The sequence below is a fragment of the Mesorhizobium sp. 113-3-9 genome, assembly GCF_016756515.1.
Lineage (GTDB): Bacteria > Pseudomonadota > Alphaproteobacteria > Rhizobiales > Rhizobiaceae > Mesorhizobium.
In genome coordinates this window covers 5,185,543-5,201,473 of sequence record NZ_AP023246.1, presented here as the reverse complement: position 1 = coordinate 5,201,473, position 15,931 = coordinate 5,185,543, and the positions used below count along the sequence as shown (strand labels likewise).

At 62.6% G+C, this 15,931-nt stretch carries 18 protein-coding genes; 7 read left to right on the top strand and 11 right to left on the bottom strand.

Annotation, left to right across the window (positions count from 1 at the left end; all coding sequences use genetic code 11):
* Positions 1 to 3: 3 nt before the first annotated feature.
* From MesoLj_RS25580 to MesoLj_RS25560, 5 genes are all read right to left on the bottom strand, one after another.
* Positions 4 to 1,110, bottom strand: coding sequence for a substrate-binding domain-containing protein (locus MesoLj_RS25580; RefSeq protein WP_202322986.1), 1,107 nt, complete (start codon positions 1,108 to 1,110; stop codon positions 4 to 6).
* Entirely contained in the window at positions 1,110 to 1,727 is a 618-nt protein-coding gene (locus tag MesoLj_RS25575) for a 5-bromo-4-chloroindolyl phosphate hydrolysis family protein (protein WP_202322985.1), read from the bottom strand. The genes MesoLj_RS25580 and MesoLj_RS25575 overlap by 1 nt, the downstream gene beginning before the upstream one ends.
* Before the next feature lie 14 nt (positions 1,728 to 1,741).
* Positions 1,742 to 3,313 (bottom strand): substrate-binding domain-containing protein, encoded by a 1,572-nt coding sequence (locus MesoLj_RS25570; RefSeq protein WP_202322984.1) that lies wholly within the window; start codon positions 3,311 to 3,313, stop codon positions 1,742 to 1,744.
* Positions 3,314 to 3,324: 11 nt separating this feature from the next.
* The gene (locus MesoLj_RS25565; protein WP_202322983.1) at positions 3,325 to 4,404 is read right to left on the bottom strand and encodes a toxic anion resistance protein; all 1,080 of its coding nucleotides are present in this window, start codon (positions 4,402 to 4,404) and stop codon (positions 3,325 to 3,327) included.
* 164 nt (positions 4,405 to 4,568) lie between these two features.
* Complete coding sequence (locus tag MesoLj_RS25560; RefSeq protein ID WP_202322982.1) at positions 4,569 to 5,228, bottom strand: alpha/beta hydrolase; 660 nt, start codon at positions 5,226 to 5,228, stop codon at positions 4,569 to 4,571.
* 201 nt (positions 5,229 to 5,429) lie between these two features.
* On the opposite strand from MesoLj_RS25560, the gene MesoLj_RS25555 reads away from it, so the two are divergent.
* Positions 5,430 to 6,629: an OpgC family protein gene (locus tag MesoLj_RS25555; RefSeq protein ID WP_202322981.1), complete on the top strand. Its 1,200-nt coding sequence runs from the start codon at positions 5,430 to 5,432 to the stop codon at positions 6,627 to 6,629.
* A gap of 12 nt (positions 6,630 to 6,641) precedes the next feature.
* On the opposite strand, the gene MesoLj_RS25550 is transcribed toward MesoLj_RS25555, so the two are convergent.
* Positions 6,642 to 7,718: a LacI family DNA-binding transcriptional regulator gene (locus MesoLj_RS25550; RefSeq protein WP_202322980.1), complete on the bottom strand. Its 1,077-nt coding sequence runs from the start codon at positions 7,716 to 7,718 to the stop codon at positions 6,642 to 6,644.
* A gap of 362 nt (positions 7,719 to 8,080) precedes the next feature.
* Here MesoLj_RS25550 and MesoLj_RS25545 point away from each other — a divergent pair, with 362 nt between their 5' ends.
* Positions 8,081 to 8,230, top strand: coding sequence for a hypothetical protein (locus MesoLj_RS25545; protein ID WP_202322979.1), 150 nt, complete (start codon positions 8,081 to 8,083; stop codon positions 8,228 to 8,230).
* Positions 8,231 to 8,247: 17 nt separating this feature from the next.
* Here the strand turns inward: MesoLj_RS25545 and MesoLj_RS25540 are convergent, their stop codons facing one another.
* The gene (locus MesoLj_RS25540; RefSeq protein WP_202322978.1) at positions 8,248 to 8,613 is read right to left on the bottom strand and encodes a DUF423 domain-containing protein; all 366 of its coding nucleotides are present in this window, start codon (positions 8,611 to 8,613) and stop codon (positions 8,248 to 8,250) included.
* Positions 8,614 to 8,647: 34 nt separating this feature from the next.
* A complete protein-coding gene (locus MesoLj_RS25535; RefSeq protein ID WP_202322977.1) occupies positions 8,648 to 9,895 on the bottom strand; it encodes a multidrug efflux MFS transporter in 1,248 nt (415 codons plus the stop codon).
* A gap of 116 nt (positions 9,896 to 10,011) precedes the next feature.
* Between MesoLj_RS25535 and MesoLj_RS25530 the strand changes: the two genes are divergently transcribed.
* Positions 10,012 to 10,677, top strand: a complete 666-nt coding sequence (locus MesoLj_RS25530) for a GntR family transcriptional regulator (protein ID WP_202322976.1) — start codon at positions 10,012 to 10,014, stop codon at positions 10,675 to 10,677.
* A gap of 193 nt (positions 10,678 to 10,870) precedes the next feature.
* Positions 10,871 to 11,131, top strand: coding sequence for a DUF982 domain-containing protein (locus tag MesoLj_RS25525; protein ID WP_056562552.1), 261 nt, complete (start codon positions 10,871 to 10,873; stop codon positions 11,129 to 11,131).
* A 54-nt stretch (positions 11,132 to 11,185) separates the two neighbouring features.
* On the opposite strand, the gene MesoLj_RS25520 is transcribed toward MesoLj_RS25525, so the two are convergent.
* The gene (locus MesoLj_RS25520; RefSeq protein WP_081294707.1) at positions 11,186 to 11,332 is read right to left on the bottom strand and encodes a hypothetical protein; all 147 of its coding nucleotides are present in this window, start codon (positions 11,330 to 11,332) and stop codon (positions 11,186 to 11,188) included.
* 199 nt (positions 11,333 to 11,531) lie between these two features.
* Between MesoLj_RS25520 and MesoLj_RS25515 the strand changes: the two genes are divergently transcribed.
* A complete protein-coding gene (locus MesoLj_RS25515) occupies positions 11,532 to 12,503 on the top strand; it encodes a glycosyl transferase family 90 (protein WP_202322975.1) in 972 nt (323 codons plus the stop codon).
* A 60-nt stretch (positions 12,504 to 12,563) separates the two neighbouring features.
* Complete coding sequence (locus tag MesoLj_RS25510) at positions 12,564 to 12,731, top strand: hypothetical protein (RefSeq protein ID WP_446720259.1); 168 nt, start codon at positions 12,564 to 12,566, stop codon at positions 12,729 to 12,731.
* Positions 12,732 to 12,824: 93 nt separating this feature from the next.
* Here the strand turns inward: MesoLj_RS25510 and MesoLj_RS25505 are convergent, their stop codons facing one another.
* Positions 12,825 to 13,868, bottom strand: a complete 1,044-nt coding sequence (locus MesoLj_RS25505; protein WP_202322974.1) for an aldo/keto reductase — start codon at positions 13,866 to 13,868, stop codon at positions 12,825 to 12,827.
* A gap of 281 nt (positions 13,869 to 14,149) precedes the next feature.
* Here MesoLj_RS25505 and ppk2 point away from each other — a divergent pair, with 281 nt between their 5' ends.
* Complete coding sequence (gene ppk2, locus MesoLj_RS25500) at positions 14,150 to 15,070, top strand: polyphosphate kinase 2 (protein WP_140767937.1); 921 nt, start codon at positions 14,150 to 14,152, stop codon at positions 15,068 to 15,070.
* A 191-nt stretch (positions 15,071 to 15,261) separates the two neighbouring features.
* Here ppk2 and MesoLj_RS25495 read toward each other — a convergent pair whose 3' ends face one another.
* Positions 15,262 to 15,909 carry a dihydrofolate reductase family protein gene (locus MesoLj_RS25495; RefSeq protein WP_202322973.1) on the bottom strand — a complete coding sequence of 216 codons (648 nt, stop codon included), beginning with the start codon at positions 15,907 to 15,909 and terminating at the stop codon, positions 15,262 to 15,264.
* Between the last annotated feature and the right edge of the window lie 22 nt (positions 15,910 to 15,931).

The window sequence follows — 15,931 nt, the reverse complement described above, 5'->3', positions numbered from 1 at the left end:
ATTTTAACCGTCCATCTGGTCAAGCAGCGCGAGCATCACGTCGGCTGATGGCATCGGCAGCACCGCCTCGATTTCCGCCGGCCTCACGCCGGCTATGGCGTCGGCATCACCTGCTACGGTGCCCAGCGGCCCGCGGAACCCGTGCTTGGACCAGGCGAGTTGCTGCAGCTTCGGGCTGGTCAGCGCCTCCAGCAGGCGGTCGACCGCGGGATCGACGACGATCAGCGGATGCGCCGAGTAGACGGTTGGTCTGGGGTAGAGGATTTCCGGTTTGGCGCCGGTCCCGGCCTGCACCCTTTGCCAGCGCGCCGGATCGGCGAGCGCCCATTCGACCAGCTGGTTTTCGTAGCCGATCACCATCGGCTCGGCGCCAAGGCCGCCGGCGATGTACTGGTCGAACAGTTTTCCCGAGGACGACGACTTCAGGCCCATGCTGCGGAAGATCGCCTTGGCCTGGTCGCCGTGCTGGGCAAGCAGCTCCTGCGTCGCCACGTCACCGCTCATCAGACTCAGCACCAGTCCGGCGAACATGAAGCCGGAATTGGAGCGGTTGGGATCCGTGGAGACGATGCGCGCCCGACCATAAAGCTCGCCGATGCCGAGATCCGACCAGTTCTTGCCGGCAAGAATGGCGTCGAGCAGGGCCTTGAGATCGAGCTGATTATAGCCGCCCTTGGCGGCGACCGTGACCAGCCCACTCTTCTTCAGCCCTTCGACCACCGGCCCCCAGGTGTAGACGACGATCGGCGAGTTCAGCACCACCTGGTCGTTGCGGATCGCCACGCCGCTCTTGCGGGCGAGATCGACCATGATCGAGGAGGATGGCCACAGGAATTGCGGTTTCTGCGACAAAAGTGCTGCTTCCCGCACCATCTCGACAGAACCCGCGACACGCGCGTCGAGCTCCAGCCCATAGCCGGCGAGTGCATGGACGACATCCGGATCGGCCAGGAACGCCTGCTTTTCACCACCGATAAAGCCGAACAGATGCGCCTTGTTGCCGAGATAGCCACGGAATTCGGGGCGATCCTTGAGCGTCAGGTAACCGCCGGTGCCGGCGGCGGCGGCACCTAGCAGACCCAGTCCGAAAGCGCGGCGCGAAATGGCCATCAGCGACCAATATCCTCTTTCAGCGACTCCTGAATGAGTCGCAGGTCCACGTCGAGCGTGCCGAGTTCGGAGTCGGCCAGGCTGTCGGCATAGTGCACGAACCCGTCCTGAAGCTTGGTGATCACCGCGCCGACATTCGCCAGTCGTGCCTGACTGGGCGCGCGTCGATTTGCCAGCGTCGCATAGCCCTCCGCCACCTCTGCCGCCTGCGGCACGTAATAGGTGAGGAACCGCCGCACCGAAGGCGCGCTGTCGGGCTTGGCCTCGACCCTGGAAATCACATCGGCGGCGATGTCGGAGAGGTTCTTCACCTTCGCCTTCATCTCCTTGTCGGTGATCGTGCCTGCCGCCGCGGCAAGCCGATCCGCGGCCGGCTGCGCCTGTGCCAGAAGCTCGCGGGCGAACGCCACCCGGCTGCCGGAGAACGAATTCAGATCGAGGCCTTCGAACAACTGGCGCGGTGCCAGCACGAACACCAGTCCGGCAAAGACAAGTGCTGCGACGATTGCCGACACCAGGAACGGAAAATGGGTAAGCAGGCTCAGCCCGATCAGCAACGCCGCCGAGACGAGGCCCGCCACGATCCAGTTCCAGTCGTTGCCGAACAAGCCACGCATCCTAGCCGCGCATCTCAATTGTAGCCGCGGGCAGCGCGGAAGGCGCCCGCCAGATCGCCGCTGCCATCGAATACGCGTGCCGAAGTCGCCTTGGCAAGGCTGTCGAGCTGGCTCTTGTCGGCATCGCCGAAGGTGATGCCGAACACCGGCACGCGCACCGGCGCGTCGCGCCACTGCTGGAGGAAGAGATCGGCGCTGCCATCCGTCCTGCCATCCGTCATGATGATGATGGCGGGCAGGTATTTCGACAGATCCGGTGTCGCGGTGATTTTTTGCAGCGCCTGCTGGGCGCAGGCATACATGTCCGTGCCGCCGCCGGCGTGCTGGTCGGCGACGGCAGAGAGCAACTGGGCTTGCCCTGCCGCATCGCCGGTCGCATCGAAACTGGCGCGCACGACGCTGTCGAACGGCAGCACGAAGATATGGTCGGATGGTGTCCACTGCACCAGCACCTCACTGGCCTTTTCCGGTGTGAACAGGAATTGCGTCGCGGCCTGCAACTGCTTTTCGCCCTGGTCTTCCATCGAGCCGGAGAAGTCGAAGCACAGCGCCGTCAGCGACGGCTTGCGCAGCGCCTCCTGATAGAGGTCGAGCGCCTTGCGGATCACCATCGGCTCCGGCATGCGGATCGACGTCACCAATTTGCTCGGGTCGAAATTCCAGTCGGGCTCGGCCGCGGCCTGGATCGCCGAGCCGCCAAGCGGCAGCCGCCGGCCGGTATCGGCGATGCGTTTGCGCACCGCGTCCGACTGCAGGTAGGCGAGCAGGTCGGTGAAGAATTTTTCGACGTCGGCGCCGCGGCCGTGGTCGATGAAGCCGAGTGGGGAATCGCCGACCGCGACGCCGTCAGCCGGATAGACGGCATAGAGCGGCTCCTTGCCCATCTGCTTGAGTTTGTCGTTGGTCTCCTTCAGCGTCGCCTCGTAGTTCCACATCGCGTCGTAGACGGTGCCCTTGCCGGCACTGTCGACATAGAGATCGGCGAGCCAGCCCGACGAACCGGAAGAGCGCTCGACGCCTTGCAGCAGGGCGCTCACCGTGTCGCGCACGTTGGGATTGTCGAGATCGCCGGGCTCGATGACCTCCTTGCTGCCGAGCGCGCTGGACAGCATGGCGAGATAGGCGCTGGCGCCCGAATTGGACTGCGTTGCCGACGTCATCAGGAATTTGAGCTTGCCGTCCTTCACAGCGGCCAGGATGTCTTTCATGAAGACCGGCTTGCCGACCCAGCCCAGTTCCGCGGCCTTCGATTTGCGCACGCCCAGAATGACGGGCATCTGCGCGATCGAGGTCAGGTTGCGAACCTTGCGGCCGGAATCGAACAGATCCACCCATACACTGGAGGCCGGCCAGACGGCGTCCTGGTCGAGGCCGGCGGGCCGTTGCAGGCCAAGGCCGATGTCGAGCGAGCCTTCATAAGCGAAGGTGCAGGTGGCGCCTTGCTTGGCGCAGAATTCCTGCACGATCGGCTCCAGCACCGTGTTTTCGGACCCGGAGACGATCGAGAATTTGACGTTGTTCGAATTGCAGGCCGCCAACAGCACGGCGAAGGCCAGCAGCAGAACGGACGTCAGCGTCTTCGGCATGGCGGTTCCGATCAGCCTTGAGTCAGCGCTTTCTTCAGATCGAGCGTCATCTGGTCCATCTGCTTTTCGGCGTCGGCCCGCTTCTGGCGGCCCTCCTGTTGGACCTTCAGCACGCCTTGCACCGTGTCGATGAGGTCGCGGTTGGCCTGCGCCAGCGTCTCGACATCGACGATGCCGCGCTGCGCCTGCTCCTCGATCGAGATAGCCTGGTCCTTCATCATCTTGGAGGTCTGGCGGATCATCTCGTTGGTGGCGTCGGTCACCGTCTTTTGCAGTTCGAGCGCCGATTTCTGGTTGGTCAGGCCAAGCAGGATGACCATTTTCTGCTTCCAGGCCGGCACGGTCAGCGCCGATGTCGCTTGCAGATTCTCGATCAGCGTCTCGTCGCCGGACTGGACGATGCGGATCTGCGGCAATTGCTGGATACCGAGCTGGCGCGCCTGCACCAGGTAGAAGACGCGCTTTTCCAGACGATCCAGTGCCTGCACCGCGTCCTGATAGGTCTGTGCTTCCAGCGTGCCGCCGACATCGCCGCCGGTCGAATCCGCCGCGGCCTTCAGTTTCGGCAATTCGTTGGTGCGATAATCGTCGACGAATTTCTTGCCGGCCTGCACATAGGCATCGAGCTTGAGGATGGAGTCCTTGGTCTGCTCATGCAGGTCGTCGAGCACGGCGATGTCGCGCCGCAGCGTATCCTTGTGACGGTCGAGTTCCAGGCCGATGCGGTCGATCTGCCCCGCCACGTCCTCGTATTTTTCCTTGAAGCGTTCCAGCCGGGCCTTGAACGAGGAAAACAGATTGCTCAAAAAACCCTGGTCCTTGAGCGAGGCTGGATCGAGGTTCTTGGCCTTCATGATGATATCGGTCAGGAGCTCTCCGGTGTCGCCAAGATCACGGTTGCGCAACTGGGACAGGATCCTGTCCGCATAATCGCTGACGGCTTGCTGGGCGCGGTCGCCAAAGACCGAAATCGCAGCGCGGTCGCGCACGTCGATGCTGTTTTCAATCTTGGCAATTTCAGCGGGATTGGCCGCGATGACAGGCAATTGCGAAGTGTCGTCGAGCAGAGTGACGCTGTTCTTGTCGGCCATACAGACCTCCCATCAGTGAACAGTATCTCGATAGACCGGATGTAACAGACATATGTCGCCGCTGTGGATAATGGGAGCGACGGGCCGTTTCGATGGCGAATAGTTGTTTTTTCGCACTTATTCTGCTGCGAAACGGGCTGCCCGGCGCTTACACGCGGCTCCACCTACCCAATGGCAGCCGATCTCGCCAACCAATCCTTGATGATCGCTGCGTCCGGATCACCGATTTCATGGCCCGAGGGAATGATGCGGGCGTCGATCGCGGAGCCGTGCTGGCTGAGCAGCGTCACCAGTGCCGGCGCGAAGGGCCCGTAGGTCTCGTCGGCGGCGCCGGCGATGATCAGCGTCCGTATTCCCGCGAGGTCCGTCGCCGGTACGTGGTCGAGTACAGGCATTGGCCTCAGCAGCACCGCCCTGCGGACGATGCCCGGATGGAGCAGCATCAGGCTGGAAACCAGATTGGCTCCGTTCGAATAGCCGAGGAATGTCGCGTGACCGAGATCAAGCCCATGGCGCGTCGCGGCCTCGTTTGCGAATGCCGCGAAGGCGGCCGTTTCGGCCAGGATGTTTTTCTGTTCGAAGCGCGTCGGGGTTATACGCTCGAACCAGCGAAAACCGTCCTCCTGGGGGATACGGCCCCGCGCCGCGATCAGCATGGCGTCGGGAGCGATGCGTCTTGCCAGCGGCACCAGGGTGGTCTCGTCGACACCCGATCCATGCAGCAGGAAAAGGCATTCGCGGCTGTTTCCACCGGCGCCCAGGAGCCGATAGGGAAAGGCCAGATCCGTGAGCAGCGGGCTGTTTTCGGTGCTGTCGCCGGTCATCCCGCATCCTCTTGATTATATGAGGCTTCGCTCAATTTGCCGGCTTCAAAACGCAATATTTTCATGCTCCGCGAAAGTTGATTGAACCAGGCTCATTCCAGCCCGTTTATGCGCCGATATACTCCGCGTGGGAGGAATCGAAGCGGTGCGCCGGGGGTCGCATTGCTGGACATGAACAACCAGCTTTGAGGCCTTTTGTCGATGACTGCCCCTGTCTTGCCGGATCGCAATTTGCGTATCCCCGAACGCGATACGCGCATCGATGTGCTGCGCGCATTGGCGCTGCTTACCATTTTCATCGACCATGTGCCGGGCACGGCCTTCGAGGTCATGACCTACAAGAATTTCGGTTTCTCGGACGCGGCAGAGGCGTTCGTGCTGATTTCCGGCATCTCGGTGGCGCTGGCCTACGGCACGAAGTTCCGCTCGGGTGGCCGGCTTCTGGCCACATTGAAGATGTGGCGGCGGGCAGGCATGCTCTATGTCGCCCATATCGTCACGACCATGGTTGTGATCGCCTTGTTCTGTACCGTGGCCGTGTTCACAAGGCGGCCGGAATTGCTGAAACTGATCAACATCGAGCCCTTGATGAAGAACACGCCGGAAGTGCTGGTCGGCATCGTCACGCTCGGCCATCAGCTTGGCTACAACAATATCCTGCCGGTCTATGCCGCGCTGCTTCTGATGGCGCCGGCCTTCGTCTTGTTCATCAGCTACAGGCCTGTCGCGGCGCTTGTCGTGTCCGGCGCGCTGTGGCTGGTCGCCGGCATCTGGCAGATCGCCCCGCCAAATTACCCTGAGCCCGGCTTCTGGTTCCTGAACCCTCTCTCCTGGCAGTTCCTGTTCAACATCGGCCTCGCCGCCATGCTGCATGTCAGGCGCGGCGGTGTCATTCCGATCAACCGCTGGCTGGTTGGCGCGGCCGCGGCCTATGTGCTGACGGCGCTGATATGGGTGCACAGTCCGCTCTGGGGCCAGATAACGTGGTTCAAGCTGCCGGTGGTCATCGGCGGTTTTGACAAGACCTTCCTGTCGCTGCCAAGGCTGCTGCATATCCTGGCTGTAAGCTATCTGATCGTCGCCTTGCCGGCGCTGTCGAACCTGTTCCGCACCAGTCCTGACCATCCGCTGGCGATACTCGGCAAGCGCTCGCTGCCGGTCTTCATCGCCGGCACGGTGATCGCCATGGTCGCGCAGGTGATGAAACTGATCAATCCGGGCGGGCTTGCCTATGACAGCCTGCTGCTGTCGGCCGGCATCGCCATGCAGTTCGCGCTCGCCTTCTATCTCGAATGGCTGTCGACCATCAGCGCTTCGGGCAAGGTCGGTACGACGCAAAAGGATGTCACGCCGGCGCGTGCGTCTTTCGGCATCTCCGCCATGGCAAGAGCCAATCGCTGAGCGGCGCGCCGTTCAGCCGCGCGGCGGAGCCGACGAGGCCCGCACAACCAGTTTGACCGGCAGCAGCTGCCGGCTGACCTTGCCGTCGCTCTCCAGGATCGCCTTGACGGCAAGGCGGCCCATTTCGGCTATCGGCTGGGCGATCGTGGTCAAGGGCGGCTCGGACACGGCAGACTCCGGAACACCGTCGAACCCGATGACGGAAACATCGTCGGGGACGCTGAGCTTGCGCGCGCTCAGCCATTCAAGCGTCACCAGGGCTATTTTGTCCGACATCGCCAGGATGGCCGTGGGTGGCTCCTTGGCCGCGAAGATGGTTTCGAGCGCCGCTCTCGTGCTGGTCGCGTCGTTGGCGGTTTCGTAGACGGGCACCGTGGATGTGTCGACGCCAACCCGCGAAAGCTCCTGGAGATAGCCGGTGAGCCGGTCGCGCGTGCCGGCATAGGTCGCTGAGCGAACCTGCTCGGGTGAAACGAGACCCGTCCTGCCGTCGACGAAAGGCAGCGCCAGAACGGCAAAGCGGCGATGTCCGAGATCCGTGAGATGGCGCGCCGCCAGGCTGGCGCCGGCTATGTTGTCGACGCCGATCGCCGCGACCGCCCCATCCTCGGAGTCCAGGTCGAGCGCCACGAAGGGCAGTTTGCGCTCGCGTGCCAGTTCCACCAGCCGCGAACCGCCTTCGATGCAGAACACGATGAAGCCGTCGACCAGCGCACTCTGGATGTTCCAGGCCAGTTGTTCGTTGTTGGCTGCCGATACCAGGGAAATGCCGGCTCCTGTTGCATCGCAGGCCTGCGAGATGCTCGCCATCATGACCCGCGCAAAGGGATCGTCGAAGAAGTAGGAGAGGGGTTCGGCGGTGGCGACGCCGATGGCGTTGACCTTGCCTGCCCGCAACAGGCGGCCCTTGGGATCCGGCCCGCCATAACCCATCGCCTCGGCCGCCGCCTTGACCCGCTGGCGGACTTCCTCGCGCACGATCTCGGGGCGGCTGAAGACATTGGATGCGGTGCCGTGCGAAACACCGGCGGCCTTGGCGATATCGGCCAGCCGGACGGGTCTTCGATTGCCTGCGGTGAGTGACCCCATTGTGCGTGCCTCCTGACATGCATTTAGCATGTTCCGGATTTGCATCTAGCACTTTCGTTGGATCGATTCAAATCTTGCTTGACCGAGAACAGTCGGAGGCCTATTATTGAATCGATCCAAGTTGGTGGGTTTGGCCCGCCTGTGTTTCCAGGGAGGTGCGCCATGCATCCCGTCAATTACCTGTTTGAAGACATCTATCGCAACGACTGGAGTATTGGGTCGGCTGCCAACAGTTTCAGGCGTCGGGGCAAGGCAAGCCCGTGGATTCGCGACCTTCGCTTCCTGGTGGGGCGTACGCGAAGCTGATCGGCACGCTTTTTTGCCTATGCATTGGATCGATTCAACCCGAAGGGAGAAAAATCATGCATCCCATCAAGCATCTGTTTGAAGACATTTACCGCAACTACTGGGGCATCGCTCCGGCCGCCGAGCGACCGGAAGCGCGACGCCTGGCGAAGCGGGCCTCGCGCAACCGCGATCTGTGGGTCCGCACCGGACGTCCCGGGGATTGATCGCGACCGATTCGGCCTTAGGAACGCCGACTTACCAGGGCAGAGATCGCTATCCCCAGCCAGCCGGCGATGAGCAAGGTGCCCCCGATCGGCGCCGACATCGGGAACAGTCTCGATCCCAGGAAATCGCGGGCAAGAAGATCGCCCGCGAAAAGCAGCAGCCCGGCAAGCAAGGCGATGCTGGCGATCCGCAGAAAGCGATTCGCGCCGGTGAGGCCGACGGCGAGCAAGACAGGCGCGTGCATCAAGAGGAACGACGCGGCCGTGCCGGTGAAGGCGCCGCCGAGATGCGCGGCGGCGGCTGACAGCGCCACGCCTGCCGCGCCGACGAGACCGCCGGCGAACACGAGGGTAGGGCTGGCGGTTGGTTCGGAGGAGTTCATGTCGGCTGGTTCCCTGTTTTTACGACCTGAGCCCTCAGGACTCGCTCGCTTCCAACGCCATATGCCGTGTGCGCCGCGACTGGACAATCCAGTTGTAGACGGCACCGCCGGCCATCAGCACCGATGTGGCGAGAAACACCGAGCGCATGCCGAAGTGACCACCGACGAAGCCACCCGATAAGGGTCCCGCAACCTGCCCGACATACTGCGCCGAGATGGCCAGCCCAAGCACATTGCCGCCGACGCCGTCGGGGATATTGTGGCGGATGACGCTGGTGATGCAGGGCAGCAGGCCACCCAGCGCCAGTCCCATCAGAAAGCGCAGGCCGATCAGTTGCCAGCCATTGCTGACGAAGGCCTGCGGGATAAGCAGCAGGGCCGATACGGCCAGCGCTCCGACGACGACATTCCAGTGGCCGGCACGATCCGCAAGCTTGCCGAGCCATGATGCCGACAGGATGGTGCCCAGCGCCGTCGCCGACATCACCACGCCGGCGATCATCGTCACCCGCCTCTGGTCCTCTATGAGCTGCTGTACGTAGACGGTGATGATCGGCTCGATCGACATTGTGGCGAAGGCGAGCAGCATGCCGGTTGTCAGCATGGCCACGACGGGGCGCTTGTCCGGGATCTGCGACCAGCCGCTTTTCGGCTTTGCCGCCGACGCTGCCGGCTTCGGGCGCTGGGTCTCCTTGATGAGGAACGTCGTTGCCAGGAAGGCAAGGAAGATGACGCCGCCGGACAACAGGAACGTGGCGCGAATGCCGATGACTGGCGGCAGCGCTCCGCCGAGCAGGGGGCCGACAAGCGAACCCGCCGTGATGCCTGCCGACAGGACGCCGAGCGCCCAGCCGGAGCGGTCCTTGGGCGTCTGCATGGCCACCAATATGGTCGAACCCGAGGAATAGCCGCCGGCAAACCCGATCAGCAGGCGCAGCAGCACCAGTTGCCAGACCGTCTCGACCATACCCGTCAGCGACATGCAGATCGCCATGCCGAAGGAGGCGCGCACCAGCATCACCTTGCGGCCGTAGCGGTCGCCCAGCCGTCCCCACAACGGCGCGACCAGGGCCGCGGCGAAGAAGGTGGCACCGTAGGCGATGCCGGACCACTGCACGATCGCCGCATGGCCTTGCGCGCCAAGCTGTTCGACATAGAGCGGCAGGAAAGGCAGCAGCAGCGTCATGGCGATGAGCGTGCTGAACGAGCCCGCGAAACAGACGGCGAGATTGCGGCGCCAGTGAATGTTGTAGCCGCCTTGTTGCGTATCTTCCTGTGCCATGTCCTGCCTGCTCGATATCAACGCTTGTTGCGGATACCATTTTGGGATACCAAACCGGTATACGTCATGAACTTCAACCCGGCTGCTGTCAATGCGGCTTCGAAGAGGCCAGCGCGATGTCACAGATGCAGAATGTCGAACGACAGTTGCGGGAGATGATCCTGGGGCTCGAAATCGGTCCAGGCGAGAAATTGACCGAGCGTTGGATCGAAGGCCGCTTCGGCGCCTCGCGCACACCGGTAAGGGCGGCACTTCTGCGGCTGGAGACCGAGGGGCTGGTTGGCAGGGATGGCCGCGGCTGGACTGTGTCGCCGATCAACCTCGCCGAGCTCGAGCAGATCGCCGTCTATCGCGAAGCCGTCGAGGTCGCGGCCGTGAGGCTGACATGCATCCACGCCGAAAGCAGCGCCATCGATATCATCGAGGCGATGCTCGATTCATGCGACGAAAACACGCCGCGCGAGGAATGGCATCGTGTCGGCATGGATTTTCACATCGAGCTGGCGCGCCTGTCAGGCAACGAATTCCTGTTCCGGGCTGTGCGCGATGCCATGACGCGCCTGTCGCGGGCCCGCTGGCTGGAGGTGCGTGACGAGGCGGCTCTGGGTCGCGCCTGGGCCGAACACCGTGCCATTCTGGCGGCGGCCCGCCTTGGCGAGGCCGATGAAGCGGCCCGCCTGCTTTCGGCCCATATCGTCGGCAGCCGCGACCGGCTGGTAACGTCGCTCGCCAACGATCGACGCGGTCTTCGCGCCAGGGGATTTGCCGTCGTTGCCGCTTGAAGCAATTCCGAGAAAAGAGTGAAGCGGTTCCCGTCCGGAATTGCGTCAGCATAGAGAGACAAAGGCGGTTCGGCGTTTCCGTGAAGTCGCGAACCGTTCTGTACGGGCAGGGCGCTGCCGGGCAAAAGCGACGTCCGCAGGCGAAGCACACTTTCGGCCTCGCTTCACGGGCGCCGATGGCGTAAGAGCGGCGATGGAAAACAACCGATTTGAAACACCCGTGACCGTCAAGTCCGTCACGGCGGGAAGCACTCAGCTCTTGCGCACGGCCCGCGAGGCTTCCGATTACCTCCTCAACAGCTGGCCCGGCAAGCGCAGTCCCAAGCATCGCGCGGCGCTGCAGGCCTGCCACGATGCGCTGGCCGGCGACAAGCCGGCCATGAATGCCAGGCGCGCCTTTATCGCCGCGGCGCGGGAAGTGGACGTCTTTATCAGCGACAAGGCGCCCGCCTGACGCAGGGCGACGAACTGGATTGAGGCAAGGCCCGCATTTGCGGGCCTTTTGCCGTCATTCCGCTGTTTCGTTTTCGATCTCGGTCTCGGGCTTTGAACGTTCCCGCGCGGCAACCTTGGCCGCCAGCTTTTCGGCCTTCTTCGCCGCCTTCTGCCGGTCACGTTCCTTGCGTTCCTGATCGTAGTTGGGTGCTCGCGCCATATCGGTTCCTTTTGACCTGCCTTGCGGCTCTGACCCTGCCTAGGAGCATTAGCCGTCAAACACAACAGCTGAAGCGGTTCTGCACGGGCGCGGCGTCGCGGATCCGCAGGGGGGCTTGCCAGACGGGCGCCATAATGATGTAGAAAACGCGGGGCGCCAGCGTATTGAGAGCTGCCCGTTTGTTTTGATCAAGTGGACCATGGCCACAATTGCGCGGACGTCGGCAAAGGTTTTCTACTATGCGCGAAACGTCGCGCGCGATGTCATTCCGCAAGCCTTGTTTCGCCACAGACTGGCCGCTCGCCTCGAAAAGGCCAGGCTTTCCGATGAGGCGGCGCGCCGGCGGGTGAATTACTACAACAAGCTGCAGGATGGCTTCGCCCCCAGCGCCAATGCCATGCGCATCAGCAAGCTGCCCTTCACGCCGACCATGTACTATTACGACCTGAAGGAATTCGCCCGCTACTTCGACCCCGGATTGCTCATCGACCTCGAATTCGGCGACGTCAGGAGGCTGCCGAAGGTGCCGACGATCGTGAAGGACCGGCCGATCCGTGATGACGACCAGAACGCGGTCATCATGAAGCTCGACAAGTTTCGTCACTTCCAGATGCCGGCTGATGCCATCTCGTTCGCCGACAAGCTGCCTGCCGTGGTCTGGCGCGGCGATCTCAACAATCCGATCAGGACGAGATTTCTGAAGGCGGTGCGCGACCTGCCGTTCTGCGATGCCGGCTCGCACAAGCCGAACGCTCCGGCCGAATACGCCAAGCCGTTTCTCAGCATCAGCCAGCACCAGCGCTATCGCTACATCGTCTCGCTCGAGGGCAACGACGTGGCGACCAACCTCAAATGGATATTGAGCTCGAAGTCGCTCTGCCTGATGCCGCCGCCGACATACGAGACATGGTTCGCCGAGCGGCAGCTCGAGGCCAATGTCCACTATGTGCCGCTCGAAGCTGATTTCTCGGACCTTGCCGAGCATGTGGCCTATTTCGAACGGAACCCGGAGAAGGCGGAGCGTATCACCGCGGCAGCGAACGCCTATTGCCGGACCTTTGGGCACGAACAGACCGAACAGGCGATCTCCCTGCTGGTGCTCTACAAATATTTCGTGCTCAGCGGCCAGATCAAGCCGGATACCGAGGTCTGGCGCTGCATAACGGGCTAGTGCCCAGGGTCTCTCGTCGAAGCCGGTCGGCACGCGCTGGACGACCGCCGCCCTCGGTAAATGCCTGGCACAACGACGCGTAAGCGTGACGCGGCCAATGCCTATTGCCGGACATTCTCCAATGAGCGGGACGAGCAGGCTGTCTCCCTGCCCGTGCTCTATAAATATTTCGTGCTCAGCGGCCAGCTCGAACCCGATCGCCAACTCTGGCACTTCATCGAGGGCTAGCGCGGCTCGGCCTAGAGCAATTCCAGGAAAAGTGTGAAACGGTTTTCCCGGGAAAAGCGCGTAGCGCTTTCCCTCAGGGAGCCGCTCTAACGGTCAGATGACGCTGCGGTCGAGAACCATGTCGGCGGGGCCGAAGCGATCCTTTGCCGTCAATTGCTGGTGCCAGTAGGGGTAGAGCAGAGGCGGGCGGCTGACGGCGTCGAGGCGCTGGCGTTCTTCAGGGTTGAGCTCCAGGGCCGCCGCGGCGAGATTGTCCTTGAGCTGGGCATCGTTGCGGGCGCCGATCACCAGCGAGGAGACGGCGGGGCGTCCGAGCAGCCAGGCAAGTGCCACCTGCGCCGCCGAGACGCTGCGGGCCTTGCCGATCTCCACCAGCACGTCCACGATCCGCCACAGTCGATCCTCGTCCCGGATCGGCGGCTCGGACCAGCCCGCGAGCTGGCGCGCGGTCGGGCTGTCGCGGCGGTATTTGCCGGACAGCAAGCCGCCGGCGAGCGGACTCCAGACCAGCACGCCCAGCCCCTGGTCGACCGAGATCGGCAGCAGTTCATATTCGGCCTCGCGTGCCTCCAGCGTATAGTGGATCTGCTGGGTGACGAAGCGTTGCTGGTGACGGCTGTCGCTGATGGAGAGCGCCTTCATCACCTGCCAGCCGGACCAGTTGGAGCAGCCGATATAGCGCACCTTGCCCTGGCCGACCAAAGTGTCGAGCGCGGCCACCGTTTCCTCGACCGGGGTAAGACCGTCCCACTGGTGGACGAAATAGATGTCGATGACGTCGGTCTTCAGCCGCTTCAGGCTCTTTTCGCATTCACGGATCAGATGGTGGCGCGACAGGCCTTCGTCGTTCGGCCCGCTGCCGATCCGCATGCGCGCCTTGGACGCGATCAGCACGTCGTTCTTGCGCTTGCCGCCGAGTGCCTCGCCGATGATCTCTTCCGACAGGCCGTTCGAATAGACATTGGCGGTGTCGATGAGGTTGATGCCGGCGTCGATGCACATGTCGATCATCCGCTTCGCTTCGGTAAGATCGCTGTTGCCCACCGCGGCGAAGGGCCCGGTGCCGCCGAACGTCATGGTGCCCAAAGTCAGTGTCGAAACCTTCAGGCCGGAACGGCCAAGGGTGCGGTATTCCATGTCAGTCCTCGCGATTGTGTTGAATTGGGTGCCGCGAAGGGCAGCCCGGAATGCGACCGGGGATTTGTAGGACAATTTGCCCGGCTTGTCGCCATGCAATGATGATGGATCGATCACGCATGGCGGAGCTTTTAAAGGCCGCGGTCGCGTTCCGGACTGCAATAAAACCGTCACCGCCGGCCTATATTGAATTCGGCTAAGGTGTTTCCATTCCAGGCCACGGGCCTGCAGTTTGGGGTGCCGGACATGAACCGACAGGGCTTGCAAGCGGAGCGACTGATATGACCGAGCTAAGACAGAATTCTCCCGCCAAGGATTGGCTTGAAGCCGAGCTCGCCGACACGCTCGACGAAGACTATGAGCTCGAAATGTCGGAGCCGGCGCTGTCGATGGAGATCGCCAAGATCTACAAGAACTCGCATCCGCCTTCGATCGATCGCATGCAATATTTTCGCGACCTTATCACCTTGCAGTCCGAATTGATCAAGCTGCAGTCCTGGGTCGCCTATCACAAGAAGAAGCTGGTGGTGGTTTTCGAGGGCCGTGACTCTGCCGGCAAGGGCGGCGTCATCAAGCGCATCACGCAGCGGCTCAATCCGCGCATCTGCCGCGTCGTGGCACTTCCGGCGCCGACCGAACGCGAGAAGTCGCAATGGTATTTCCAGCGCTATGTCCCGCATCTGCCGGCTGGCGGCGAGATCGTGCTGTTCGACCGCTCCTGGTACAATCGCTCCGGCGTCGAACGGGTGATGGGCTTTGCCTCGCACGACCAGGTCGAGGAGTTCTTCCACGACGTGCCGGAGTTCGAGCGCATGCTGGTGCGCTCGGGTATCACCGTGGTCAAATACTGGTTCTCGATCACCGATGAGGAACAGCAGATGCGCTTCCTGATGCGCATCCATGATCCGATGAAGCAGTGGAAGCTGTCGCCGATGGATCTGCAATCGCGCGTGCGCTGGGAGCAGTACACCAAGGCCAAGGAAGAAACCTTCGCCCGCACCAACATTCCGGAGGCGCCCTGGTTCATCGTCGAGGGCAACGACAAGAAGCGCGCGCGGCTGAACTGCATCGACCATCTGCTCAAGCAGATGCCTTACGAAGAGGTGCCGCACGAGGAGATCACGCTACCCGAGCGCGTCTTCAATCCCGAATACGAGCGCCAGACATTGCCGCGCGAACTCTACGTGCCGGAGAAGTATTGAGCACCTTGTCCTTCTCCCCGTTCACGGGGAGAAGGTGCCCGAAGGGCGGATGAGGGGCGGCGCCAGCGTTGGCGATTGAGCCCCAATTCGCTGCTATTGGTAGCTTGCCGCTAGTCTCCAAAGGCCGCGCCGCCCCTCATTGCCCTGCCGGGCATTTCTCCCCGTATAGTGACGGGGAGAAAGAGCTGTAGTCACGCCCGCCCGATCATCACATGCGTGGCAAGCGCCGTCGCAACCTGCTCGGTGCACTGGTAGCCGAGCTTCAGCATGTCGAGGCCGCCGAACAGATTCTCACCTGTGCCAAGCAGGATCGGCGAGATCGCCAGGTGCATCTCGTCGATGAGCTTCTCCTGAAGGTATTGCCGGATTGTCGAAACGCCGCCACCAACCCGCACATCCTTGCCGCCAGCCGCGACCTTTGCCTGCTCGAGCGCGGAATGGATGCCGTCGGTGACGAAGTAGAAGGTCGTGCCGCCTTCCATGACGATCGGATCGCGTTTGTAGCGCGTCAGCACGAAAGTCGGCACGTGATAGGGCGGGCTGGGGCCCCACCAGCCTTTCCAGCTGTCGTCAGGCCAATCGCCTCGGATCGGCCCGAACATGTTGCGGCCGAGGATCCAGGCGCCGACATTCTCGAAACTGCGTGCCGCGAAGCTGTCATCGGTGTCGGTGGTCCCGTCGTTCTTGCCGAGCACCATCTGGCGGAACGTGCTGGTGCCGATCATCCATTTGTGCAGATTTTCGCCGCCGACGCCGAGAGGATGTTCAAGAGTCTGATCCGGACCGGCGCCGTAACCGTCGAGCGAGAGGGTGAATGCATTGACACGAAGTTTTGACACCATTGCCTCCTGAACCGCATGT